We start from the raw sequence: 24198 nt of genomic DNA, 5'->3' as shown, positions 1-24198 counted from the left end.
TGTGGTCCGTGAGCAGAGCCAGGCAGGACCGTGTCGCCGCTCTGCTGATGCGTGACGGCGGGTGGGTCACCGCCGCGGCACTGGCCGACACGATCGGCGTCACCCCGCGCAGCATCCGCAGTTACGTCACCGCGCTCAACGCCCGCGTGCCCGGCGGCGGGGCCGTCGAATCGGGGCCGCAGGGCTACCGGGCCGGCCCGGACGCGCATGCGGCGCTGCGTGTGTCCGACCCCGCGACCCCGCGCGACCGTCTGCACCAGGTGGTGCGCGCGATGCTCGCCGCGCCCGAGGGCATCGACGTGTTCGAGACCGCGGAGCGGTTCCATGTGAGCCCGGCGACCCTCGAGGCCGACCTCGGCCGCATCCGCGCCCTGCTGGACGGCACCGAGCTCGTGCTCGAGCGCGTCGCGTCGCGGGTGCGCCTGACCGGCACCGAGATGGCGCAGCGTCGGCTGCTGAGCCGCCTCGCGCACGACGAGACCGAAGACGCCGCGTTCGACCTCGATGCGCTGCGGCGGGCGCTGGGGGAGGAGTCGATCGGGGCGGCGGCGTTCGGCCCGTTCAAGTCGGAGCTGGTGGCGGGCCTGGGGGAGCTGGGCTATTTCGTCAACGAGTTCGGCCTGGGCGATGTGATGGTGCACATCGCGATCACGGCTGACCGGGTCGCGCGCGGCCACGCTCTGGATGCCGCGGGCACCGGCACCGGCGGCGCCGACGCACCGGCCGCGATCGGCGCGCTGATCGACCGGCTGAGCACCCGGCATCTCGGCGTGCGGCTGGGCGAGGGCGACCGCCGGCACCTGGCGACGCTCGTGCAGACCCGGGTCATCGCCCCGGGCGCCGCCCAACCGGCATCCATCATCGGCGAGCAGGTGAGCCCGGAGGTCGCCGACGCGGTCCGCGACGTCGTCGGCCGGGCGGCGGCGGAGTTCCTCGTCGACATCGACCACGACGACTTCGTGCTGCGACTGGCGCTGCACGTGCAGAACCTGCGCGAGCGCGCCCGGGCGCAGGCCTGGTCGCGCAACCCGCTCACCCGGTCGCTGAAGACGACGTACCCGATGATCTTCGAGGTCGCCGTGTTCATCGCCGACGGGCTGCGCGGACTGCTCGGCATCCCGCTGCTCGACGACGAGATCGCCTACATCGCCATGCACGTCGGGGGACGGCTCGAACGCAGCCGTCGCGCCGGTGAGCTGCTCACGGCCACCATCGTGTGCCCCGGATACTACGAACTGCACGAACTGCTGCGCTCGAGCGTGGACCGGTCACTGGGCCAGGCCATCAACGTGGTCGAGGTCGACACCCGCGTGGACCCGGACTGGGCGGCGTTCGGCACCGACCTGGTGCTGACCACGATCGACGCCCCCGGTGGCGACGACCGGGTGGTGCGCATCCAGCCGTTCCTCACCGAAGCCGACGTCGAACGGGTGCAGGCGGCGGCCGCGCGGACACGTCGGGCGCGCCGGCTGGCCCGGCTGCGCACCGACCTGGAGCGCTATTTCTCGCCCGACGCCTTCGTGCCGCAGGTGACCGGATCGGAGGAGACGGTGATCCGGGGGCTGGGCGGGCTGCTCGTGGCGCAGGGCGTCATCGACGACGACTACGTCGAACGGACCCTCGAGCGGGAACGGCTGTCGTCGACCGCGTTCACCGACGCGCTGGCGGTGCCGCACGCCCTGGGCATGACCGCGACGCGCACGGCGATCGCGATCGGCATCGCCGACCCGTCGATGCCGTGGGGGGACGGCCGGGTGCAGGTCATCGCCATGGTGGCGTTCAGCGAGTCCGACCGCGCCGCGTTCCAGACCGTGTTCGAGCAGCTGGTCGAGGTGTTCAGTGAGCGGGACAGCGTGCAGCGCATCGTGCGCCGCGCCACGACCTTCGCCGCGTTCCTCGACGAGCTCGTCGCTGTCGTCGACGGCTGAGCCCCCTCACGCCGACACGCCCTCCGCCGAGCCGCCTACCTGCGTACGAGCCGACCGGATATGGCCGGTACATACGTAGGCGGTTCGTACGGATCTGGTCGGCTCGGCGGGCGTGCGGAGCGCAGAGCGGCTCACCGAGCCGCGGGCAGAGCGGCGGGATGCGGCGGCACGCGCGGGGATGTCAGGGAGTGTCGTGTGCGACGTCGGCGGCCGGTTCGGCGGGGTGTGCGGCGGCAGTCTGGGCCGAGCGCTCCTGGATCGCGCGGGCGGCGGCGACCGCCCGCTGCCCGGCGGGCAGCCAGACGGCAAGCCCCACAACGATGAAGGTGACGATCCCGGAGCCCACCAGGAGCACCTCGATCGCGATGAGATCGGCCAGCGGGCCGAACACGACCATGCCCAGCGGCATCGCCAGGGCCATGACGATGCCGACGAAGCCGAACACCCGGCCCTGACGCTCGGGCTCCACGCTCTCCTGCAGCAGGGTCATCGACGGCGTCGAGAAGAACGGCACTGCCAGGCCCACCAGCAGCATGAACCCGAAGAACACCCAGATGCTCGGAGACAGTCCGAGCCCGATCGACAACACGCCGAACAGCAGCGACGACACGATGACCAGGGCGATACGGCTGCGCTTGGCGAACAGGGTGGCGATGAGGATGCCGCCGAGCATCATGCCCACGCTGAACATCACCTCGAGCACGGCCAGGTTGACCACGTTCTGTGCCTCGCCCGCATCGAAGGACCGCACCGCCATGAGCGGCGTGAGATTGGAGGGGGCGACGGTCAGCACGAAGATGATCGCGAACAGCACCATGAGCCACCGCACGAACCCGTGGGAACCGATGTACCGCACCCCTTCGACCAGGTCGGCGAAGTATCCGGGCGTCTCGTCGCCCGCCGTGCGGACCGCGCCGACGGCGATGAACGCCAGCAGGGCGATGCCGACGACGGCGGTGACGATGTCGATGAAGAAGATGGGGATGAGCGCCGCCGACCCGTCGTAGCGCGCGGTGGCCCACGCGAAGATCGCACCGCCGGCCGCGGGGGCCAGCAGCGCCATCGCCGACTGGATCGAGCCGTTGATGCCGTTGATCCGCAGCAGCTGCGCGGTGGGCACGAGCTGCGGGATCAGCGCGGCCACCGCGGGCATCTGGATGCCCGCGCCCGCCGACCGGATGGCCATGACCGCGAACAGCAACCAGACGTCGGCGTAGCCGGTCATCATCACCAGGGCCAGCACCAGCGTCGAGGCCGCGATGGCGGCATCCGCCCCCATGATGAGGTACTTGCGGTTGTGACGGTCGGCCCACACCCCGCCGAACACCGACACGATCGCCTGCGGGAGGAAGCCGAACACGGCCGCCAGCGCCATGATCCACCCCGACTTGTACGTGATGGTCAGGTACCAGAACACCGCGTACTGGACCAGCGCGGAGCCCAGCAGACTCACCGTCTGGCCGCTGAGGAACAGGACGACGCGCCCCACCCAGCGCGTGGGCGGGGAGGCGGCGTCGGACGGGGGCACAGCAGCGCTCATGGCATCGCTTTCAGGGGAGGGTGCGGGATGTCGCGAGCAGGAGCGTAACAGACGCCACCGACATTGCCACAGGGACCCGGATCCCCGCCGGACCGCCGGCTGTCAGGGGTGGCCGAGAAGGGCGTGGGCGCCGGATTCGAGGGCGGAAAGGCGCGCTGCGGCGTCGGCGGCCGAGGTGCCGCGCACGTCGAGGTAGACCTTGACCTTGGGCTCGGTGCCGCTGGGCCGCACGAGCACGCGCGACCCGTCCGCCAGCCACATCCGCAGGATGTCGCCCAGCGGCTCACCCTGGGCGGGTGCCTGCAGGTCTTCGAAGCGCTCGACCGCGACCTGACCGATGGATGCCGGGGGCTCGGCCCGCAGCCGGGCCATGATCTGTCCGATCACGGCCAGGTCGTCGACGCGCACCGACACCTGACCGCTGTCGAAGAATCCGAACGTCTCGGCGAACCGCTCGATCTCGTCGGCGAGCGTACGCCCCTGCTCCCGGGCCTCGGCGATCATCCCGAGCACCGCGATCGCCGCGGAGATGCCGTCCTTGTCGCGCACCGTCTCGGGGTTGACGAGGTACCCCAGCGCCTCCTCGAAACCGAACACGAGGCCCGGGGCCCGCGAGATCCACTTGAAGCCGGTCAGGGTGGCGTGGAAGTCGAGCCCGTGCCGTTCGGCCACGACCTGCAACCCCGGTGACGACACCAGTGAGCAGGCCAATGACCGGGTGGTCGGGGCGTCACCGGCCGCCGCCTGCCGGGCGGCACGCCACCCGAGCAGCAGACCGATCTGGTTGCCGGTCAGGCGACGCCACCCGCCGGGTGCCGCAGGGTCGGGGATCGCGACGGCGAGCCGGTCCGCGTCCGGGTCGTTGGCCAGGATGACGTCGGCGTCCGCCGCGCGTGCGGTCTCGTAGGCGAGATCCATCGCGCCGGGCTCTTCGGGGTTCGGGAAGGCGACCGTCGGGAAAGCCCCGTCGGGGGCGACCTGTTCGGTCACGACGACCGGCGCCGGATAGCCCGCCACCTCCAGGATCCGGGCCAGCGTCTCGTACCCGACGCCGTGCATGGCGGTGTAGACCCAGCGCAGCCCGGCGGCGCCCGCCGGGGCCGGAGCGACCAGTGCCGTCGCGGCGATGTAGGCGTCGACGACGTCCTCGGCGGCGATCTCGTACTCCGCCGAGCGGGGCACGGCGGCCAGATCTCCGGCATCCGCCACCCGCTGGATGTGCGCGGCGATCTCGGCATCGGCCGGGGCCACGATCTGCGAACCGCCGTCCGCGCCGCCGAGGTACACCTTGTAGCCGTTGTCGTCGGGCGGATTGTGCGACGCGGTGACCATGACGCCCGCCGCCGCGCCGACATGGCGCACCGCGAAGGCCAGCACGGGGGTGGGCAGCAGGCGCGGGAGCAGGATCGTGCGCAGGCCCGCGCCGGCGAAGATCTCCGCGCTGTCCCGGGCGAACACGTCGGAGTTGCGGCGGCCGTCGTAGCCGACGACGACCACCGGCGTGGTGCCCGGCTCGGCCCGCTCCCACAGGTAGGCGGCCAGGCCCGCGGCGGCCTGGCCGACCAGGACGCGGTTCATGCGGTTGCTGCCGGCGCCGAGGCGTCCCCGCAGTCCCGCGGTGCCGAACGCGAGGCGCGTCGCGAAGCGGTCGTCGAGGTCGGCGACGGCGGCCGGGTCCCCGGCATCCGCGCGCGTGAGCAGTTCTTCCAGCTCGGCGCGTGTCACCGGGTCGGGGTCCTGCGCGAGCCACGCGCGGGCCGCGTCGACGCTGCTCACAGCTGACCGATCACGCGGGCCAGCAGGTCCGAGATCACCGGTTCCGCCTGCCGGCCCGCCTCGATGACCTCCTGATGACTGAGCGGGGTGGTCTGGATGCCGGCCGCCATGTTCGTGATGAGCGAGAGACCGAGGACCTCCATGCCCGCCTGGCGGGCGGCGATCGCCTCGAGCGCGGTCGACATGCCGACGATGTGCCCGCCGATGGTCTTGGCCATCCGCACCTCGGCGGGTGTCTCGTACTGCGGGCCGCGGAACTGGCAGTACACGCCCTCGTCCAGCGACGGGTCGACGGTGTGCGCGAGGTCGCGCAGCCGCAGCGAGTACAGGTCCGTGAGGTCGACGAAGGTGGCGCCCTCCAGCGGCGAGGCGCCGGTCAGGTTGATGTGGTCGCTGATGAGCACGGGCTGGCCCGGCTTCCACGTGTGCTTGATGCCGCCGGCGCCGTTGGTGAGCACCATGATCTTCGCGCCGGTCGCGGCGGCGGTGCGCACACTGTGCACGACGCGGCGCGGCCCGTGCCCCTCGTAGAAGTGCGTGCGGGCACCGATGACCAGCACCCGGCGCCCCCGGGCGGTCACGATCGAGCGCAGCGACCCGACGTGCCCGGCCAGCGCCGGCTTGCTGAATCCGGTGACCTCGGTGGCGGCCACGGTCGCGGTGGTCTCGCCGATGAGCTCGGCGGCCTTGCCCCAGCCGCTGCCGAGCGTGAGGGCGATGTCGTGTCGCTCGACGCCGGTGAGCCGCGCGATGTCTTCGGCTGCGCGGGCGGCGACCTCGAACGGGTCGGCGGCCGGATCGTCGAGGGGATTGATCGTGTCGGACATGGCACCACTCTAGAAGGGGCGGGCGTCGTGGCACAGGCGGGAGGCTGGAAGAATGGATGCCATGTCCTTGAGCTTCGAGCGCACCCAGTCCGTCGCCGTCCTCGGCGGTGGCCCCGGCGGATACGAGGCGGCGCTGGCCGCCGCCCAGCTCGGAGCCGAGGTGACCCTCGTCGAGCGTGCCGGCGTCGGGGGATCGGCCGTCATCACCGACGTCGTGCCCTCGAAGAGCCTCATCGCGACGGCCGACGCCGCGGTGGCGATCTCCGAGGCGTCGGACCTCGGGGTGCAGCTGTTCGCGAAAGGCAGCTCGGGGGCGCCGCTCAAGCCCGAGATCGCCATCAATCTCGCGGCGGTCAACCGTCGGCTGCTCGCGCTGGCGCGTCAGCAGTCCGACGACATGCGCGCCCAGCTGATCGAAGCCGGCGTGCGCATCATCTCCGGCTCGGGACGGCTGGACGGCCCGCACGCCGTGGTCGTGTCCACCGACGCGGGCGGCACCGACTTCGACCGTGTCGAAGCCGACACGCTCGTCGTGTCCGTCGGGGCATCCCCCCGGGAGCTCCCGGCGGCCAAGCCCGACGGTGAACGGATCCTCACCTGGACCCAGCTGTACGACATGAAGTCGCTGCCCGAGCATCTGATCGTGGTCGGGTCGGGGGTGACCGGCGCCGAGTTCGCCTCGGCGTACATGAACCTCGGCGCGAAGGTCACGCTCGTGTCCAGCCGCGACCGGGTCCTCCCGGGGGAGGACCAGGACGCCGCGGCGGTGCTGGAGAAGGTGTTCAAGCGCGGCGGCATGACCGTGCTGTCGAAATCGCGCGCCGAGAAGGTGGAGCGCTCCGGCGACGGGGTGCTCGTCACCCTGTCCGACGGCCGCACCATCGAAGGCAGCCACTGTCTCATGGCGGTCGGCTCGGTGCCGAACACCGCGGGCATCGGACTGGCCGAAGCCGGCATCCAACTCACCGACTCGGGACACATCCAGGTGAACCGCGTGGCGCGCACCTCGGTGCCCAACATCTACGCCGCCGGCGACTGCACGACCTTCGTGCCCCTGGCATCTGTCGCCTCGATGCAGGGCCGCACCGCGATCTTCCACGCGCTGGGCGATGTCGTCATCCCGCTGGAGCAGCGGCGCATCACCGCCAACATCTTCACCGCCCCCGAGATCGCGACCGTGGGGCTGCAGGAGAAGGACATCGAATCGGGCGTCGTGAACGGCTACGCGTACAAGCTGCCGCTCGCGGCGAACGCCCGCGCGAAGATGATGGGCGTCAAAGACGGCTTCGTGAAGATCATCGCCCATCAAGGGTCGGGGACCGTGCTGGGCGGGGTGATCGTCGCGCCGCGCGCATCGGAGCTGATCTACCCGATCGCGATCGCCGTCGAACGGCGACTGACGGTCGATCAGGTTTCGCGGGTGTTCGCGGTGTATCCGTCGCTGTCCGGGAGCATCACCGACGCGACGCGGGCCATGCACCTCGTCAACCGGGCCGAACTGCCGGACGCTTAGCGGGTCGGGGTCGTGGCCGTCAAGCCCGCGCCCCCGCATCTCCCGGTGACATAGCCTGGAAGCCGAGTCTGGGGCTCGACCTGGGGAGACCCGGAGAGGACGGATGCGGCGAACCACGAGGACAGTCATCGGTGTGTGGACGGTCGCCGTGGTGGTGACCGCTCTGCTGCCCTTCGGCCCGGCCCTGGGCGAGGCGGCGTCGGCCGCACCGGCCGGCGCAGCGGTCCCCGGCGATTCGGCGGCCGCGCCGAGCCCGAGCTCGGAGCCCAGCCCGTCGGACCCGTCCGCCGACCCCACGCCGGAACCCACCCCCACACCGTCGGTGTCCGAGTCGCCGTCGCCCGATCCGTCGCCGACACCCGATCCGACGCCGCTGCCGATGCCCGCGCCGCTTCCCGAGCCGGCAACCGAGGCCAGCCCGACGCCCACGCCGGCGCCCACGCCGAGTCCGGAACCGGACCACGCGCACGAGAACGACGGACCGACCGAGCCGCTCACGCGGGAGCTGCCGCCGGGATCGGACCTGCCGATGACCACGATGCGCCTGACCGTCCCGCAATACGGTCCGCAACCCGTCTTCCAGCTGCCCTTCGCGCCGGGCCAGCGGTGGGGGGCGAGCGGCTCGCACGCCGACAGCGACGGCATCCACCGCGGCGCCATCGACTTCGCGCCGCTGAGCTCGAGCGACAAGAACGTGCGCGCGGTCGCCGCCGGCACCGTCTACCGCGTCACCTGCAGCAACGGCTGGTTCCTCGGCGTCGACCACGGCGGGGGGTGGATGTCGGAGTACTACCACCTGACCGGTGCCCGATCGAGCCTCGTCGGCAAGTGGGTGGAAGCCGGGACGGTGCTGGGCCGTGCGGGCCAGACCCTGCCCTGCGGCGGCACCCCCGGCAGCAGCCCGCACGTGCATCTGTCGATCCTCAACGCGGCCGTGGACGTGCCCACGGGCAAACGGCACTACGTGGCCGTCAGCGGCATCCAGTTCGACAACTACACGCTCCGCGACTCCAGTGGCGCCTACAACGGCGTGTGGCGTAACCTGTCGGGTTCCACGGTGCTGACCTCGCGCGGCGTCACGTGCTGCCTGCGGGCGTCCTCACGGGTGGGGCCGTCGTCGAGCCGATCGCTGCCCGACAGCAACGGGAACGGCATCGACGACTACGCCGAGGGCACGACCTGGGACACGGATCTGAACTCCGACGGCCGGCCGGATCTCGTCGCCTTCGGTTCGCCGGGCGTGTACTCCGCGCTCAACAGCGGGTCCGTCCTCCGCAGCCACCGACTCGGCATCCGGACATTCGGCACGGCAGGTGGCTGGAAGCGCGCGCACCACCCGCGCATGGTGCTCGACGTCACGGGCGACGATCGCCCGGACATCGTCGGATTCGCCGACGCCGGTGTGTACGTCGCTGCCGGAAGTGGCGGTTCGTTCGACAGCCCGCGCAGGTGGGTGACCGGTTTCGGGACCCAGCACGGCTGGCGCACCGGCATCCACCATCGGGTCGTGGTGGATGTCACCGGCGACGGGCGGCCCGATGTCGTCGGCTTCGCCGATGCCGGGGTCTATGTCGCGCGCAACACCGGGTCCTCGTTCGCGGCTCCCGCGCAGTGGGCACGGATCTTCGGGTCTGCGCCGGCCGCGGGCGGCTGGGTCGAGTCCAAGAATCCCCGCGCCGTCGTCGACGTGACCGGAGACGGGCTGGCGGACCTGGTGGGATTCGGGAACCGTGGGGTGTACGTCGCCCGGAACACGGGCAGCGGCTTCGCGACCCCGAAACGATGGGTCGCCAACTTCGCCAACAGTCAGGGGTGGCGGGCGGATACGCATCCGCGCTACGTGACGGATCTCAACGGGGACGGTCGCCCTGACATCATCGGCTTCGGCGGCCGGGGAGCATACGTCTCGCTCAACACCGGCACCTCCTTCCGCAATCCCGTGCTGTGGTCGAGCGAGTTCGGATCGTCCGCACTCGCCGGCTCGTGGCGCACAGACCAGCACCCGCGCACGCTCGCCGACGTCGACGGCGACGGGAGGCTTGACATCGTCGGTTTCGGGAGCTCCGGCGCGTATGTCGCACTCAACACGGGGAGCTCATTCGGTCGGATGACGCGCTGGACCATGGACTTCGGCGCCCGCGAATGGACGTTGGGGTGGATGCCGCGCACCGTGGTGGACATGAACGGCGACGGTCGCGCCGACATCGCGGGATTCGCCCACGACGGTGTACACGTCGCGCTGAGCACGGGTTCGCGTTTCGGTGCCGCCGCACACTGGGCGAAGGCGTTCGGCTGGGACCGTTCGTCAGGCAGCTGGAGGGTCGCACATCATCCGCGGACGATCGCGTTCTGACGGGCTGATCACCGCTCGACGACCAGCTCCTGGATGAGCGTGACGTGCAGGTACGTCTCGGCGCTGCCGGTCGCCTGAACGGAGGCGCCGGACGCCGGCTCCGCATCGAACGGAATACCGTGCGGTTCCTGATCGCAGGGGATGGTCGCCTCGGCGCTGGGGTACTCGGCGCCCTCCGCGGGGGTCAGTGACACGGTGAGCTCGGCGGTGCCGCCGCCGAAGCACCGGGCGTCCACGCGCTTGATCACGGTGGGCGCGTCGAAGGTGAAGGCGGTGACGGCGGGCTCGTCTCCGGTGGGGCCGGGGATCTGCATCGACGCGGTCCCGGCGCCCCCCGGTCCGTCGGACTCGGCCGCTTCGACGGTCTCGATCCACGCCCGGGCGTCGTCGAGGTCGACCGACGGCTCGGCGGCGCACCCGGTCAGCAGCAGCAGACCGGCGGATACCGCGGCGACGGCGGTGCGGCGAGCGTTCACTCCTTCACGGTACGCCACCGGGCCGCCGAACCCCACCGGTCAGGAGATGGTGAGCAGCTGATGGCCCGCCGACACCGTCGTGCCCGGGTTGGCGTTGATCGCGCCGATCACGCCGTCCTTGTGCGCCTGGAGGGGCTGCTCCATCTTCATCGCCTCGAGCACGACCACCAGGTCGCCCTTGACGACGTGCTGGCCCTCTTCGACGGCCACTTTGACGATGGTCGCCTGCATGGGCGACTTCACCGCGTCGCCCGACGCGCCGGCCGACGCCGCCGTCGTGTGCGAGCGGCGGGACGGGGGCACGGCCACGGGGCGGCCCACATGGGTCGGCGGCTGGACGATGCGGTCGGGCAGGCTGACCTCGAGGCGCTTCCCCGACACCTCGACCACGACGGTGTGCCGGGGCTCGGGAGCCTCGGGTGCTTCGGCCTCGCCGTCCCACGGCGGGATGTCGTTGTCGAACTCGGTCTCGATCCACCGCGTGTACACCCCGAAGTCCCGCCCTTCGGCGGTGAACGCCGGGTCGCGCACGACCTTCCGGTGGAAGGGAAGCACGGTGGGCATGCCGGCGACCTCGAATTCGTCCAGCGCGCGGCGCGCCCGTTCGAGGGCCTCGGCGCGCGTGCGCCCGGTCACGATGATCTTGCCCAGCAGCGAGTCGAACGCGCCCGACACGCTGTCCCCGGCGGTCACGCCGGAGTCGAGGCGGATGCCGGGTCCCCCGAACGTCTTGAAGACGTGGATGCGTCCGGGCTGCGGCAGGAAGCCGCGACCGGGGTCCTCGCCGTTGATGCGGAACTCGATCGAGTGCCCGGTGGCCACCGGGTCGTGCCCGTCGAGCGTGCCGCCCTCGGCGAGGCGGAACTGCTCGCGCACCAGGTCGAGGCCGGTGACCTCCTCCGACACCGGGTGCTCCACCTGGAGGCGAGTGTTCACTTCGAGGAAGGAGATGGTGCCGTCGGCGCCGATCAGGAACTCGCAGGTGCCCGCGCCCACGTAGCCGACCTCGCGCAGGATCGCCTTCGACGACTCATAGAGCACCCGGTTCTGCTCGTCGCTCAAGAACGGCGCGGGGGCCTCTTCGACGAGCTTCTGGTGGCGGCGCTGCAGTGAGCAGTCGCGGGTGGAGACGACCACGACGGTCCCCTCGGCGTCGGCCAGACATTGGGTCTCGACGTGCCGCGGCTTGTCGAGGTACTTCTCGACGAAGCACTCGCCCCGCCCGAACGCGGTGATCGCCTCACGGGTGGCGGACTCGAAGAGTTCGGCGACCTCGTCGAGTTCGCGGGCGACCTTCAGGCCGCGTCCGCCCCCGCCGTACGCCGCCTTGATCGCGATGGGCAGGCCGTGTTCCTTCGCGAACGCGACGACCTCGTCGGCACCGGAGACCGGGCCGGGGGTGCCGGGGGCGAGGGGCGCGCCGACCTTCTCGGCGACGTGGCGGGCGGTGACCTTGTCGCCGAGGGCTTCGATGGCCTCCGGCGACGGGCCGATCCAGGTGAGTCCCGCGGCGATGACGGCGCGCGCGAAGTCGGCGTTCTCGGCGAGGAAGCCGTAGCCGGGGTGGACCGCGTCGGCGCCGGAGCGGCGTGCCACCGACAGAATCTTCTCGATGGACAGGTACGTCTCGGCGCTCGTGGTGCCCTCGAGGGCGTAGGCCTCGTCGGCGAGAGTCGTGTGCAGGGCGTCGCGGTCCTGGTCGGCGTACACCGCGACCGAGGCCTTGCCGGAGTCCCGAGCGGCGCGGATGACACGTACGGCGATCTCGCCGCGGTTCGCGATGAGCACCTTGGCGATATGAGGCATGGGTTCGAGCCTACCGAGCCGGGCGGGTGGTTCTTTGGATCACTCGCACAAGATCATGCCGGAATCGTTGGGGGAGTCTACGACGCTTCGGGGCGGACCCATAGGTCGGTCCAGACCACGCCGAGTTCGCCGACGAGGCGCCGCAGCGTCGACAGCGACATGCCCACCACGGTCGAGGGGTCGCCCTCCACCCGCTCGATGAACGCGCCGCCGAGGCTGTCCACGGTGAAGGCCCCCGCCACCTGCAGCGGCTCGCCCGAGGCGACGTAGGCGGCGATCTCGGCGTCGGAGACATCCGCAGCGAAGGTCACCGATGCTTCCGCGACGGCATGGGCCTCGACCGGTTCGGCGCCCGGCGCGATGCGGAAGACGCTGTGCCCGGAGTGCAGGATGCCGGTGCGGCCCCGCATGGCACGCCACCGGGCGACGGCGACCTCGGGCCGATACGGCTTTCCCAGCACCTCGTCGCCGATCTCGAACATCGAGTCGCCGCCGATGACGATGCCGTCGAAGCCCGGCTCGTTCGCGGTGAGCGACGCCGCCACGTCCGCGGCCTTGCGCCGCGCGAGAAGGAGCACGTGCTCCTGCGGCGACAGCTCCCGGCCCTCATGTGCGGTCACGGCCGCGATGACGGCGTCCTCGTCGACCTGCGGCGCCCGGGTGACCGGTTCGATGCCGGCCTGACGCAGCAGCATGAGGCGAGCGGGAGAGGTGGAGGCCAGGCACACGCGCATTCCCCCACGCTACCTGTGCGAGAGTCGGGGGATGGATGCCGGAGATCTCATCGACCTGGACGTGACCGATGTCGCCCACGGCGGCGTCTTCGTCGCGCGCCACGAGGGGCGCGTCGTGTTCGTGCCGGACGCGATCCCGGGGGAACGGGTGCGGGCACGGCTCACCGACACCCACAAGGCGTCCTTCTGGCGCGGCGACGTGCTCGAGGTGCTCGACGCCTCCGCGCACCGACGCGCGCACGTGTGGGCACCGGCCGACGTGTCGACACCGCCCGAGCAACGGCCCGGCGGTGCCGACTTCGGGCACATCGCCCTCGAGCACCAGCGGGAGCTGAAGCTGCGCGTCGTGCGCGACGCGCTCACGCGCATCGGCGGCCTCGACCTCCCGGTCACCATCGAGGTCGCCCACCCCGCCCGCGCCGCCGATGGCACCACGATCGCGACGGAGTCGGCGGACGGCACCCGCTGGCGCACGCGCGTGAGTCTCCACGTCGACGACGACGGCCGCGTCGGGCCCTATGCCGCCCGCAGCCACCGCGTCATCGAGGTGGACGACCTGCCCCTCGCGACCGCGGCGATCGCTGCCGCGGCCCGGGACACGCGCGTCACCGGCCCGGGCCGTGTCGATCTCGTGCAGCCCGCCGACGGCCGCGTCCGGACGATCGTCCGGCGTGAGGAGTCACATCGTGCCCCTCCCGTCCGCGCACGGCGGTCGAAGGGCGTGGCCGCCCGTCCCGCGCCGCGCCGCGGGGGAGGGGGCGTCGACCCCGCCGCCACCGACGTCGTCCTCGAATCGGTGGCCGGGAGGGCCTTCCGGGTGGATGCCGGCGGTTTCTGGCAGGTGCACCGTCTGGCGGCGACGACCCTCAGCGACGTCGTCGGCGACGCTGTCGGCGCGCTCGACCCGGACGGCTGGCACCTCGACCTCTACGGCGGGGTGGGCCTGCTCGCCGCGGCCGTGGCCACCCGGGGCGGATCCGCCACGCGGATCACGACCGTCGAGTCCGACTCCCGCGCCACCGAGCACGCCGGGGAGAACCTCGCCGACTGGGTCGGTGCGCGCGCGGAGACCGGTCGGGTCGACCGGTGGCTCGACCGGCTCCGGGCCACGGCATCCCCGGCCCAGCGCGCCCAGCTGGCACGCGGGACCGTCGTCCTCGACCCGCCCCGCGCCGGCGCCGGTCGCGACGTCGTCGAGCGCATCGCAGGGCTGGCCCCCGGCAGGGTCGTCTATGTCGCGTGCGACCCGGTCGCGCTCGCCCGCGACCTGAAGACCTTCGCCGCACACGGCTACGCCGCCGACACCGTGCGCGCGATCGATCTGTTCCCGCACTCGCACCACGTGGAGGCCGTCACCGTCCTGACGCGGGAGGGTGCCGCGTCGATAGGCTGATCGGCATGACACGGGTGGCCCTGATCGACGATCACGAGTCGGTGCGGCTCGGCCTGGAAGCCGCCTGCGCGCGCACGACCACCAAACAGGTCGTGTTCTCCGGCAGCACCGTGCGCGCATACCTCGACTGGCGGGCGTTCTCCGCGTCGCCGCCGGCGGACGTGGTCGTGCTCGACCTGACGCTCGGCGACGGGACGACAGTGACCGAGAACGTCACCCGGCTGGTGCGCGACGGTTCGCCGGTGATCATCCACAGTGTCGCCGACCGGCCCGCCGCCGTGCGGGAGGCGCTCGCGGCGGGGGCCGCCGGCGTCATCAGCAAGTCGTCGCGCATCGACGAGGTGATCGACGCGATCCGCACCGTCGCGCGCGGCGAGCCGCTCGACAACGTGGAATGGGCCAGCGCCGTGGACGGGGACCGCGCCTTCGCCGATGCCCAGCTGTCGGCGCGGGAACGGGACGTGCTGCGGCTGTACGCGGCCGGACTGCCGCTCAAGGCCGTCGCCGACCGACTGGGGATCGCCTATTCGACGGCGAAGGAGAACATCACGCGGGTGCGCGTGAAGTACGTCGAGGTGGGGCGACCCGCGCCCACGAAGGTCGATCTGCTGCGGCGTGCGATGGAGGACGGTCTCGTCGCCGAGGGCCACGCGGACGGCGCCGGTGACAGCTGACGCGATCGGGCTGCCGGCAGACCCCGCGCTCCGTCGTGCCCTCGGCGATCTGACCGGTGGCGCCGAGGCGTTCACGCAGCGGCGGGTCGAACGCATCGCCCGCATCTCCGTGGCCTTCGGCAGCACGGTCGTCGGTGTCCAGTCGTTCCTCAACGCGCTCGGGTCGGTGCAGGAGCACGCGCAGTGGCATCTCGCCTTGATGCTGATCGCGTTCCTCCCGCTGGCGATCATGATCCTCGGCTGCATCGTCGGTGTGCTCGCCCGCGCCGCCAGCGGCGCGTTCGCTGTCGCGTTCGTGCTCGTCCTGCTGGCCTGGCCCGCCGCCACGGCGGGCATCGCCGCCGAGGTCAGCGAGGAGCCGTGGATCTGGTACCTGCTGAACATCGCGACCACCGCGGCCGTGCTCGCCTTCCGCATCCCCCTGCAAGTGCTGTGGGCGCTGCTGGTGCCGCTGCTGTACGGCGCGGTCCGGCTGTACCAGATCGACTTCCGCAGCGACCAGATCGTGCTGGTCGTGCTGGACGTGGTGTTCGCTTTGATCCTCGCCGGCGTGGTGCTGACACTGGGATGGATGCTGCGATCGGTCGCCGTGGGCATCGATCGCACCCGGGCGCAGGCCGTGGCTTCCTATGCCGAGGCGGCCGCCGCGGCCGCGGCGGAGGAGGAGCGGGTCGCGGTGGCCGCGCTCATGCACGACAGCGTGCTGGCCGCCCTTATCGCAGCCGAACGCGCGGAGACCGCGCGCGAGCAGGCGCTCGCGGCGTCGATGGCACGGGAAGCGCTCACCCGGCTCGCCAACGCCGATCGCGATGTCGAAGAGGGGCCGGACGCCCCGGTGCCGCCGGCATCCATCGCCGATGAGATCGTTGCCGCGGCGGCCGATTTCGGGGTGACGCTCGATGTCGTCCGCGAGATCGACGACGATGCACCCGGCGTTCCCGGTCGGGTGGCCCGCGCGCTCGCACTCGCGGCGACCCAGGCCGTCGCCAACGCGGTGCAGCACGCGGGCGCGGCGGGACTGGCCGTGCGGCTGTGCGGACGCCCCGACGGCATCGAACTCGTGGTCTCGGACACCGGCGACGGTTTCGACCCCGACGCGGTCCCCGTCGACCGCCTCGGCATCCGCGCCTCGATCGTGGCGCGCGTCGCGGCGGTGGCCGGGCACACGACGATCGACAGCGGCGCCGGCGGCACCGTGGTCACCATCTCGTGGGAGCAGCCGCGATGAACCTGTCCGTCCGCTCGGTGCTGTCGGGCCTCGCCGTCGCGTTCACGGCGTACCTGGCGGTGGGCGGCCTGCTGTGGACACTGCCCCCGCGCTACCCGATCATCCTCATCGCGGCCCTCGCGCTGTTCCTCGCGACGACCTGGCTGTGCATCTTCTGGAACACGGGCGTCTGGCAGGCCGACTCGGCATCGGCGCTCACCGCCGGGCTCGGGCGCCGGTCACTGCTGCCGGCGTGGGCCGCGGTGCTCGCGGTCGCGAACGCGCTGATCGTCCCGGCCGCGACGTGGTTCGCCGCGGGCCCTGAGGCGCGGCTGGAATCGTACGCGACGTGGAGTCTCGGTGGCATCAGCGCGCTGATGACCATCGTGATGGTGCGCCGCCGAACCTGGACCGCGTGGGTCGGGGTCGCGGTGCTCTCGATCGAAGCGATCGTGTGGATCGGTCTCAGCGACGCGCTCGCCCTCGGCGTGGTCGGTGCGGTGGTGTGGGTCGGGGTCGCCCAGATCATCAGCCGCCTGGTCGAGCGCGCTGCCCGCGACACCGCCGACCTGACCGAGCTGCAGCGTGCCGCCGGCGAGTGGCTGGCCGCGCAGGACGGCCGGCGTCGTGAGCGCCGCACCCAAGTGCAGCGCGCGCTGGCCGTCGCCGGTCCGGTGCTCGTGCGCACGGTCGAGAGCGGCGGCGCGCTCGACGACGACGAGCGCGAGACCGCCCGGCTGGCCGAGGGCCGGCTGCGCGACGACCTGCGCGGACGACGGCTGCTCGACGACGCGGTGCGCGGTCAGCTCGAAGCCGCGCGGCGCCGCGGAGCGGTGGTCACCGTGCTGGACGAGGGCGGCCTCGACGGTATCGACGACGAGGCGATGGAGACGGTCCGCGCCCAACTCGCAGCGGCGCTGGAAGAGGCGTCCTCCGAGCGGTTGTACATCCGGACCTCCTCCCATCCGCAGATCGCCGTCACCGTGGTGGGCCGGTCACGACGTGCGGACGACCCTTCAGCGGACGAGCAGGTCGACCTGTGGCACGAGATCCGCCGCCCCGGCGCCGCGGACGACGAACCGCCCGTGGCCTGAAGGCCCGACGACCCGGAGAGACCCAGGTCTCAGAAGAGAGGAAGGCGAGGGGCGGCGAAGCCGCCCGCCCCTCGCCCAGCGAGCGGTTACCCGAAAACCGGCTCGCAGGTCGACTGTCAGAACAGTCAACCGAACGCAGAAGCGTTCCAGCAGTTCCATTCTGCGACAGGGTCTCCCAGCCTGTCTGTAGGTACTTTGGGGGACAAACAGGGAATCCCTATGAGAAAGGTCTCATCAACGCCAGCCGAGTTCGCGGCGCAGCGGCTCGCGCAGCGACCGGGCCGAGATCTGCCAGGCGCTCATCGCCGGCTCTTCCTCGACCACGGCTGATTCGGCCTCGGTCTCGTACGCCTCGGTGACCACGGCGATGACGGCTGCGAGCTCTTCGGGCGTCGGGTCGCCGCGGCGCACCCGTAGCGGCAGTCCCGCGGTGGCGGGCGTGTCCTCCCGATTCATAGCGGGATGTTACCGTGCTTCTTCTGCGGCAGGCTGGCCCGCTTGCCGCGCAGGGCGCGCAGCGCCTTGGCGACGGCGACGCGGGTCTGTGCCGGCTCGATGATGCCGTCCAGCTCGCCGCGTTCAGCAGCCAGGAACGGTGAGGCGACGTTGTACGTGTACTCGCTCGCCAGGCGGGCGCGCACGGCTGCGACATCCTCACCGTTCTCCTCGGCCTTGCGGATCTCCCCCCGGTAGAGGATGTTCACCGCGCCCTGGCCGCCCATGACGGCGATCTCGGCGGTCGGCCAGGCGAGGTTGATGTCGGCGCCCAGCTGCTTGGAGCCCATGACGATGTATGCGCCGCCGTAGGCCTTGCGCAGGATGACGGTCACCAGCGGCACCGTGGCCTCCGCGTAGGCGTACAGGAGCTTCGCGCCGCGGCGGATGACCCCGGTCCACTCCTGGTCGGTGCCCGGAAGGTAGCCGGGAACGTCGACGAGCGTGACGATCGGAATCGAGAACGCATCGCAGAAACGGACGAACCGGCTCGCCTTCTCGCCCGCATCGATGTTGAGAGTGCCGGCCATCTGCGACGGCTGGTTGGCGATGACGCCCACGGTGCGCCCCTCGACGCGGCCGAACCCGATGACGATGTTGGGGGCGAACAGCGGCTGCACCTCGAGGAAGTCGCCGTCGTCCATCAGATGCCCGATCACGGTGTGGACGTCGTAGGGCTGGTTGGGGGAGTCGGGGATGACCGTGTTCAGCACGCGGTCGCTGTCGGTGGTCTCCCACTCGAACTCGTTCTCGTAGCTGGGGACCTCCGACAGGTTGTTGTCGGGCAGGTAGCTCAGCAGCGAGCGCGCGTAGTCCAGTGCGTCGTCCTCGTCCTCGGCCAGGTAGTGCGCGACGCCGGAGCGGCTGTTGTGCGTGAACGCGCCGCCGAGCTCCTCCATGCCGACGTCTTCGCCGGTGACGGTCTTGATGACGTCGGGCCCGGTCACGAACATCTGGCTGGTCTTGTCGACCATGATCACGAAGTCCGTGAGTGCGGGGGAGTACACGGCGCCGCCGGCGGCGGGGCCCATGATGATCGAGATCTGCGGGATCACCCCGGACGCCTGCGTGTTCAGGCGGAAGATCTCGCCGTACTTGCCGAGGGCCACCACGCCCTCCTGGATGCGCGCACCGCCCGAGTCGAGGATGCCGATGATCGGACACCCGGCGCGCAGGGCGAACTCCATCACCTTGATGATCTTCTCGCCCGCGACCTCGCCCAGCGACCCGCCGAAGGTGGTGAAGTCCTGTGCGTACACGGCGACCGTGCGGCCATGGATGGTCGCCGTGCCGGTGACGACCGAGTCGCCGTAGGGGCGGGCACGGTCCATGCCGAACGCGGTCGTGCGGTGGCGCACATACTCGTCGAGCTCGGTGAACGAGCCCGGGTCGACGAGCAGCTCGATGCGCTCGCGGGCGGTGAGCTTGCCTTTCGCATGCTGCTTCTCGCGTGATGCCGCCTCGGCAGCCACGACCGCTTCGTCGTAACGGGCTCGGAGGTCGGCGATCTTGCCGGCGGTCGTGGACATGTCGGGCTGATCGGTCACCGTTCCACACTAGCGAGGCGGCGCAGGGATGAGTTGGCGGACAGGCACAACGGAACATCGCACCCACTGTGCGATTCCTGACCGGTCGCGTGGGGCCCGCGTGTGGACAGGGTGGATGCCGGCCGGCGGCCCGCCGCGTAGGGTGACGTGCATGACGCTTCCCGCTGACGGATACCCGCAGGCGGCTGCGGTCACCCCGCGCCTGCACTTGATCGAGACGGTCGACTCGACCAACGCGAAGCTGCTGCGTGACGCGGCCGATGATCCCGACGGTCATCCGCACCTGTCGGTGGTGCTCACGCGGGACCAGCGCGCCGGGCGTGGCCGACTGGACCGCACCTGGACGACCCCGCCGGGTTCGGCCCTCGCGGTGTCGGTGCTGCTGCGGGTCGCGGCGGTGCCCACCGCCGCGCGGGGCTGGATACCGCTGATCGCCGGCGCCGCGATGACCCGGGCGATCGCGGCGCAGCTGCCGCAGGCCGACGTGCGGCTGAAGTGGCCGAACGATGTGCTCGTCGGCGGACTGAAGATCGCCGGCATCCTCGCCGAGGTCATGCCGGGCGACCCGCAGGCGGTCGTCGTCGGTGCCGGCGTCAACACGACCATGCGCGCCGCCGACCTGCCGGTTCCGACCGCGACGTCGTTCGCGGCCGGCGGCCACACCGCGGACGAGGACCGGCTGCTGGCCGACTTCCTCACCGTTCTGCGAGACGACATCGCGGAGCTGGCGGTGGCCGGCGGCGACAGCACGGCGCTGCGCCGTCGTATCGAGCAGCTGTGCGCGACTATCGGGTCGCCGGTACAGGTGCATCTGCCCGACGGCACCCTGCTCGACGGGCGGGCGGAACGGCTCGACGCCGAAGGGCGGCTGATCGTCTCCTCCCGCGGGGTCGAGACCGTCGTCGCCGCCGGCGACGTCGTGCACGTGCGCTGAGTCCACGTCGCCTGCGGCGTGCCGCCGAGCGCGACGCCGATGCGCCCCGCCACAATGGGGGTGTGACCCAGCCCACCGCATACCACGGCAGGCCGTTCGCGCCGGCTCCGGGTGCGGCGACGCCCGAGCTCCGCATCGCGCGGCTCCGGGCGCATGCGCGCCGCCTGCTGTGGTCGGCGCTCGTGCTCATCGCGGTCGCCGGAGCCGTGGGCTACTTCACCGGCAACCTTCCGGCTCCGTGGGAGGACTGGATGCTGTGGTGCGCGGCGGGCGTGCTCGTCCTGCTGCTGGCCGTCCTGCCGTATCTGCGCTGGCTCGCCCACACGTACACGATCACCACCCGCCGCGTCGTCGAGCAGCGGGGTCTGATCGGCCGACGGCGCAGCGAGATCCTGCATGCTCGCGGGTACACGATCAATGAGCGGCGCGGTCCGCTGCAGCGCCTCCTCGGATCGGGGACCCTCATCCTCTCCAACGGGGTCGACGAGCCGCTGCGCATGGTGAACATCCCCGCCGTGCGTCTCGTGCACGAGGTGCTCGCCGATCAGGTCGAGGTGAGTCAGATCCTCGCGCACCGCGACTCGCACAGCATCCCGCTCGTCGACGGCGATCGCTGAGGCGGACCCGCGGCATCCAGCGGCCGGCCCGACCGACGTGCGTCACCGGGGGTGTCCGTACGCGAAGATGGACGGGACGAAAGGGAGCACCATGGCACTGCGGGTCGGAATCGTCGGCGGCGGGCAGCTGGCGCGCATGATGATCGCGCCGGCGGTCGAACTCGGCATCGACGTGCGGGTGCTCGCCGAGCAGGACGGCATGTCGGCGCAGCTGGCCGCGACCGCGGTCGGCGACTACCGTGACCGCGACACGGTCGCCGCGTTCGCCGCGGACGTCGATGTCGTGACCTTCGACCATGAGCATGTGCCGCAGGAGGTGCTGCGGGCCCTGGTGGACGCCGGTGTCGCGGTGCACCCCGGGCCGGATGCGCTGCGATTCGCCCAGGACAAGCTGCAGATGCGCGCGCGGCTGGACGAGCTGGGCATGCCGCAGCCGGACTGGGCCGCGTTCTCCGACGGGTCTGAACTGCAGGCGTTCCTCGATGCGCACGGCGGTCGCGCTGTGGTCAAGACGCCGCGCGGCGGATACGACGGCAAGGGCGTGCGCGTGGTGTCGGATGCCGCAGAGGCGGCGGACTGGATCGACCGGCTCGCACCGGGGGAGCAGCTGCTGGTCGAGGAGCTCGTCGCGTTCACGCGCGAGCTCGCGCAGCAGGTCGCCCGCCGGCCCTCGGGCGAGCTGGTCGGCTACCCGGTCGTCGAGACCGTGCAGCGTGACGGCGTGTGCGCCGAAGTGCTGGCCCCCGCACCCCACGCCTCCGATCGCCTGGCGGAGGTCGCGGCCCGCATCGGCGCGACGATCGCCGAGGGCCTGGGGGTCACCGGGATGCTCGCCGTCGAACTGTTCGAGACGGTCGACGAGCGGCTGCTCGTCAACGAACTGGCGATGCGCCCGCACAACAGCGGGCACTGGAGCCAGGACGGCGCCGTGACGGGCCAGTTCGAGCAGCATCTGCGTGCCGTGCTGGACCTCCCGCTCGGCGACCCCTCCCCGCGTCAGCCCTGGGCGGTGATGGTGAACATCCTCGGCGGCCCCGTCGACGGCACGCTCGAAGACCGGGTGCCCGGCGCGCTGGCCGCTCATCCGGCCGTCAAGGTGCACACCTACGGCAAGGCGCCCCGCCCCGGCCGCAAGGTCGGCCACGTCAACGCCACCGGCGACGACCTGGACGCCGTGGCGTACGAAGCCCGCGCCGCCGCCGCGCAGTTCTCCTGAACGGCCGAAGCCGCGGGCAGGGGCGGTCGCGGAGGCGGGGCGTGTGGTTGCGGGCAGTTCGCAGGTGCGCGCCGTAGCCTGGTCGGGTGAATCGCCCGCTGCACTCGTCCGAGACCCCGCTGGTGGGCGTCGTCATGGGATCCGACTCGGACTGGCGTGTCATGAGCGACGCGTCACAGGCCCTGACCGACCTGAGGATCCCGCACGAGGTCGAGGTCGTCTCGGCCCACCGCACCCCCGACAAGCTGCTGCGCTACGGGCGTGAGGCGCGCGGTCGCGGCCTCCAGGTCATCATCGCCGGCGCCGGCGGAGCGGCGCACCTGCCGGGCATGCTCGCTTCCGTCACGGCCCTGCCGGTGGTCGGTGTGCCCGTGCAGCTGGCGACCCTCGACGGACTCGACTCCCTGCTGAGCATCGTGCAGATGCCCGCGGGCATCCCGGTCGCGACCGTCTCCATCAACGGCGCGAAGAACGCCGGTCTGCTCGCCACGCGGATCCTCGGTGCCGCCGACCCGCGATACGGCGATGCCATCGAAGAGTATGCCCGCACGCTCGAGGCGCAGGTCGAGGAGAAGAACCGGCGGCTGAAGGACGCGCTGTGAGCGTGTCGAGCCCGCCCCGCCCCGCCCCTGCGTCCGGACCTCGGACCCCCGCGCGCGTGACGCACTCGCTGGTCGACGCCCGCCCGCTGCGACACCCGGACGTGCGCGACACCGACGTCATGGGACGGCGGGCCTGGTGGCTGGTCCTTTCCGGCTTCCTGATCCCCGGCGCCGCGCAGGTGCTCGCCGGCAGCCGCAGACTCGGCCGGGTCGGCCTCGTGGCCACCCTCGCGATGTGGGCGCTGCTGATCGTCGGGCTGCTGCTGGGGCTGGCGTGGCGCCCGGCTCTGGTGGCCGTCGCGACCAACGGGGTCGCGCTGCTGGTGGCACAGATCCTGCTGATCGGCTACGCACTGCTGTGGGTCGTGCTCGCGATCGACACGCTGCGGCTGGCCCACCTCGTCGCTCTGCGGCCCGCCACCCGCATCGGCGTCGCCGTGCTCGCCGCGATCGTGACGCTCATCCCCTCCGGCGTGGCGCTGGCGGCATCCGGCTACGTCGCCACGACGCGTGAGACGATCGGGTCCGTCTTCGGCGGCGGACCCTCGGTTCCGCCCTCCGAGGGCTATTACAACTTCCTGCTGCTCGGCGCCGACAGTGCCAAGGGCCGCGACCACATGCTGTTCGACAGCATCTCGGTCGTCTCGGTCAACGCCGATACCGGCGCGATGACGATCACCGGCATCCCCCGGGACATGCGCGACGTGCCGTTCTCGGAGGGGCCGATGCAGGATCGCTACCCCGACGGGCACGAGGGCCGCGCCCACCCCACGTGCGGCTGGGACAACAAGATCAACCAGCTCAACACCGAGGTGGGGCTGTGTCTCGACGGCGACGCGCTGTATCCGGATGCCGCCTCGATCGGATCCACGCCCGGCATCGAAGCCACGCGTGACGCGGCCGAAGGGGTTCTGGGCATCGAGATCCCGTACTTCGTCTTCATCGACATGGACGGCTTCGCAGCGCTCATCGACGCGCTGGGAGGCGTGGAGATCACCGTCGACGAGCGGCTTCCCACCGGTGCGCTGCACGAGGAGCCGGACGGGTCGCTGTCCGGCATCACGGGGTGGATCGAAACGGGCACCCAGCGGATGGACGGTGAGACGGCGCAGTGGTACGCCCGTTCCCGGTACACCACGAGCGACTGGGACCGGATGAAGCGTCAGCGCGAGCTGCAGACGGCGATCCTCGCACAGTTCACCCCGGCCAATGTGCTCACCAACTTCCAGAGCATCGCCCAGGCGGGGGCCCAGGTCGTGAACACCGACATCCCCGACACGATGATCCCGTACCTGGCCGAACTCGCATTGAAGGCCAAGGAGCACGAGGTCGCCACCATCGAGCTGACCCTCGAGAACGACGTCGACCCCGACAATCCGGACTTCGAGGCCATCCACCAGATGGTGGATGCCGCGCTGCACCCACCGACGCCGAGCCCCACTCCGGCGGGCTGAGCATGGCTAGGC

Annotated in this window: 20 protein-coding genes; 12 read left to right on the top strand and 8 right to left on the bottom strand. The window is 71.6% G+C overall.

Translation table 11 applies throughout. The features are described from left to right. Nucleotides 1-8: 8 nt before the first annotated feature. The gene (locus ACQ143_RS12910) at nucleotides 9-1928 is read left to right on the top strand and encodes a BglG family transcription antiterminator (protein ID WP_449571103.1); all 1920 of its coding nucleotides are present in this window, start codon (nucleotides 9-11) and stop codon (nucleotides 1926-1928) included. Between the two features lie 181 nt (nucleotides 1929-2109). On the opposite strand, the gene ACQ143_RS12905 is transcribed toward ACQ143_RS12910, so the two are convergent. The 3 genes from ACQ143_RS12905 to ACQ143_RS12895 all read right to left on the bottom strand — a co-directional run bounded on the left by ACQ143_RS12905 (nucleotide 2110) and on the right by ACQ143_RS12895 (nucleotide 6071). Continuing rightward, entirely contained in the window at nucleotides 2110-3468 is a 1359-nt protein-coding gene (locus tag ACQ143_RS12905) for an MFS transporter (RefSeq protein WP_449571102.1), read from the bottom strand. A 102-nt stretch (nucleotides 3469-3570) separates the two neighbouring features. Further along, nucleotides 3571-5244, bottom strand: coding sequence for a phospho-sugar mutase (locus ACQ143_RS12900; RefSeq protein ID WP_449571101.1), 1674 nt, complete (start codon nucleotides 5242-5244; stop codon nucleotides 3571-3573). Continuing rightward, complete coding sequence (locus ACQ143_RS12895; protein WP_449571100.1) at nucleotides 5241-6071, bottom strand: purine-nucleoside phosphorylase; 831 nt, start codon at nucleotides 6069-6071, stop codon at nucleotides 5241-5243. The genes ACQ143_RS12900 and ACQ143_RS12895 overlap by 4 nt, the downstream gene beginning before the upstream one ends. Nucleotides 6072-6132: 61 nt before the next feature. Here ACQ143_RS12895 and ACQ143_RS12890 point away from each other — a divergent pair, with 61 nt between their 5' ends. Further along, the gene (locus tag ACQ143_RS12890) at nucleotides 6133-7584 is read left to right on the top strand and encodes an NAD(P)H-quinone dehydrogenase (protein WP_449571123.1); all 1452 of its coding nucleotides are present in this window, start codon (nucleotides 6133-6135) and stop codon (nucleotides 7582-7584) included. A gap of 133 nt (nucleotides 7585-7717) precedes the next feature. After that, nucleotides 7718-9937, top strand: coding sequence for an FG-GAP-like repeat-containing protein (locus ACQ143_RS12885; protein ID WP_449571099.1), 2220 nt, complete (start codon nucleotides 7718-7720; stop codon nucleotides 9935-9937). A gap of 8 nt (nucleotides 9938-9945) precedes the next feature. On the opposite strand, the gene ACQ143_RS12880 is transcribed toward ACQ143_RS12885, so the two are convergent. The 3 genes from ACQ143_RS12880 to ACQ143_RS12870 form a co-directional block, all read right to left on the bottom strand. Beyond that, nucleotides 9946-10413 (bottom strand): hypothetical protein, encoded by a 468-nt coding sequence (locus ACQ143_RS12880; RefSeq protein WP_449571098.1) that lies wholly within the window; start codon nucleotides 10411-10413, stop codon nucleotides 9946-9948. Between the two features lie 39 nt (nucleotides 10414-10452). Beyond that, complete coding sequence (locus tag ACQ143_RS12875; RefSeq protein WP_449571097.1) at nucleotides 10453-12219, bottom strand: acetyl/propionyl/methylcrotonyl-CoA carboxylase subunit alpha; 1767 nt, start codon at nucleotides 12217-12219, stop codon at nucleotides 10453-10455. Between the two features lie 77 nt (nucleotides 12220-12296). Continuing rightward, on the bottom strand, nucleotides 12297-12953 hold the full coding sequence (locus ACQ143_RS12870; protein WP_449571096.1) for a Maf family protein: 657 nt from the start codon (nucleotides 12951-12953) through the stop codon (nucleotides 12297-12299). A 31-nt stretch (nucleotides 12954-12984) separates the two neighbouring features. Here ACQ143_RS12870 and ACQ143_RS12865 point away from each other — a divergent pair, with 31 nt between their 5' ends. The 4 genes from ACQ143_RS12865 to ACQ143_RS12850 are packed head-to-tail and all read left to right on the top strand — an operon-like array spanning nucleotide 12985 to nucleotide 17321. Continuing rightward, entirely contained in the window at nucleotides 12985-14346 is a 1362-nt protein-coding gene (locus tag ACQ143_RS12865; RefSeq protein WP_449571095.1) for a class I SAM-dependent RNA methyltransferase, read from the top strand. A 5-nt stretch (nucleotides 14347-14351) separates the two neighbouring features. Beyond that, nucleotides 14352-15020, top strand: a complete 669-nt coding sequence (locus ACQ143_RS12860) for a response regulator transcription factor (protein ID WP_449571094.1) — start codon at nucleotides 14352-14354, stop codon at nucleotides 15018-15020. Continuing rightward, entirely contained in the window at nucleotides 15010-16248 is a 1239-nt protein-coding gene (locus ACQ143_RS12855) for an ATP-binding protein (RefSeq protein WP_449571093.1), read from the top strand. The genes ACQ143_RS12860 and ACQ143_RS12855 overlap by 11 nt, the downstream gene beginning before the upstream one ends. Continuing rightward, nucleotides 16245-17321, top strand: coding sequence for a hypothetical protein (locus ACQ143_RS12850; RefSeq protein ID WP_449571092.1), 1077 nt, complete (start codon nucleotides 16245-16247; stop codon nucleotides 17319-17321). Before ACQ143_RS12855 ends, ACQ143_RS12850 begins: the two co-directional genes overlap by 4 nt. 234 nt (nucleotides 17322-17555) lie before the next feature. Here the strand turns inward: ACQ143_RS12850 and ACQ143_RS12845 are convergent, their stop codons facing one another. Together ACQ143_RS12845 and ACQ143_RS12840 are read right to left on the bottom strand one after the other, a co-directional pair. Next, nucleotides 17556-17777, bottom strand: a complete 222-nt coding sequence (locus ACQ143_RS12845; RefSeq protein ID WP_449571091.1) for an acyl-CoA carboxylase subunit epsilon — start codon at nucleotides 17775-17777, stop codon at nucleotides 17556-17558. Continuing rightward, nucleotides 17774-19345, bottom strand: coding sequence for an acyl-CoA carboxylase subunit beta (locus ACQ143_RS12840; protein ID WP_449571122.1), 1572 nt, complete (start codon nucleotides 19343-19345; stop codon nucleotides 17774-17776). Before ACQ143_RS12840 ends, ACQ143_RS12845 begins: the two co-directional genes overlap by 4 nt. 169 nt (nucleotides 19346-19514) lie before the next feature. Between ACQ143_RS12840 and ACQ143_RS12835 the strand changes: the two genes are divergently transcribed. The 5 genes from ACQ143_RS12835 (at nucleotide 19515) to ACQ143_RS12815 (ending at nucleotide 24186) form a co-directional block, all read left to right on the top strand. Beyond that, on the top strand, nucleotides 19515-20297 hold the full coding sequence (locus tag ACQ143_RS12835) for a biotin--[acetyl-CoA-carboxylase] ligase (RefSeq protein WP_449571090.1): 783 nt from the start codon (nucleotides 19515-19517) through the stop codon (nucleotides 20295-20297). A 62-nt stretch (nucleotides 20298-20359) separates the two neighbouring features. Continuing rightward, on the top strand, nucleotides 20360-20914 hold the full coding sequence (locus ACQ143_RS12830; protein WP_449571089.1) for a PH domain-containing protein: 555 nt from the start codon (nucleotides 20360-20362) through the stop codon (nucleotides 20912-20914). A 91-nt stretch (nucleotides 20915-21005) separates the two neighbouring features. After that, nucleotides 21006-22130: a 5-(carboxyamino)imidazole ribonucleotide synthase gene (locus ACQ143_RS12825; protein ID WP_449571088.1), complete on the top strand. Its 1125-nt coding sequence runs from the start codon at nucleotides 21006-21008 to the stop codon at nucleotides 22128-22130. Between the two features lie 134 nt (nucleotides 22131-22264). After that, entirely contained in the window at nucleotides 22265-22732 is a 468-nt protein-coding gene (purE, locus tag ACQ143_RS12820) for a 5-(carboxyamino)imidazole ribonucleotide mutase (RefSeq protein ID WP_449571121.1), read from the top strand. Nucleotides 22733-22788: 56 nt separating this feature from the next. Then, on the top strand, nucleotides 22789-24186 hold the full coding sequence (locus ACQ143_RS12815) for an LCP family protein (RefSeq protein WP_449571087.1): 1398 nt from the start codon (nucleotides 22789-22791) through the stop codon (nucleotides 24184-24186). Nucleotides 24187-24198: the final 12 nt, after the last annotated feature.

It is taken from the genome of Microbacterium pollutisoli, from assembly GCF_053586795.1.
The sequence above is the reverse complement of the archived record's forward strand: the minus strand, read 5'-3'. Positions and strand labels throughout refer to the sequence as shown.

Coding starts and splice junctions, on each gene's coding strand:
- ACQ143_RS12890 (WP_449571123.1), top strand. CDS start 6,133: ATGTCCTTGAGCTTCGAGCGCACCCAGTCCGTCGCCGTCCTCGGCGGT.
- ACQ143_RS12905 (WP_449571102.1), bottom strand. CDS start 3,468: ATGAGCGCTGCTGTGCCCCCGTCCGACGCCGCCTCCCCGCCCACGCGC.
- ACQ143_RS12895 (WP_449571100.1), bottom strand. CDS start 6,071: ATGTCCGACACGATCAATCCCCTCGACGATCCGGCCGCCGACCCGTTC.
- ACQ143_RS12865 (WP_449571095.1), top strand. CDS start 12,985: ATGGATGCCGGAGATCTCATCGACCTGGACGTGACCGATGTCGCCCAC.
- ACQ143_RS12840 (WP_449571122.1), bottom strand. CDS start 19,345: ATGTCCACGACCGCCGGCAAGATCGCCGACCTCCGAGCCCGTTACGAC.
- purE (WP_449571121.1), top strand. CDS start 22,265: ATGGGATCCGACTCGGACTGGCGTGTCATGAGCGACGCGTCACAGGCC.
- ACQ143_RS12850 (WP_449571092.1), top strand. CDS start 16,245: ATGAACCTGTCCGTCCGCTCGGTGCTGTCGGGCCTCGCCGTCGCGTTC.
- ACQ143_RS12875 (WP_449571097.1), bottom strand. CDS start 12,219: ATGCCTCATATCGCCAAGGTGCTCATCGCGAACCGCGGCGAGATCGCC.
- ACQ143_RS12860 (WP_449571094.1), top strand. CDS start 14,352: ATGACACGGGTGGCCCTGATCGACGATCACGAGTCGGTGCGGCTCGGC.
- ACQ143_RS12870 (WP_449571096.1), bottom strand. CDS start 12,953: ATGCGCGTGTGCCTGGCCTCCACCTCTCCCGCTCGCCTCATGCTGCTG.
- ACQ143_RS12825 (WP_449571088.1), top strand. CDS start 21,006: ATGGCACTGCGGGTCGGAATCGTCGGCGGCGGGCAGCTGGCGCGCATG.
- ACQ143_RS12845 (WP_449571091.1), bottom strand. CDS start 17,777: ATGAATCGGGAGGACACGCCCGCCACCGCGGGACTGCCGCTACGGGTG.
- ACQ143_RS12835 (WP_449571090.1), top strand. CDS start 19,515: ATGACGCTTCCCGCTGACGGATACCCGCAGGCGGCTGCGGTCACCCCG.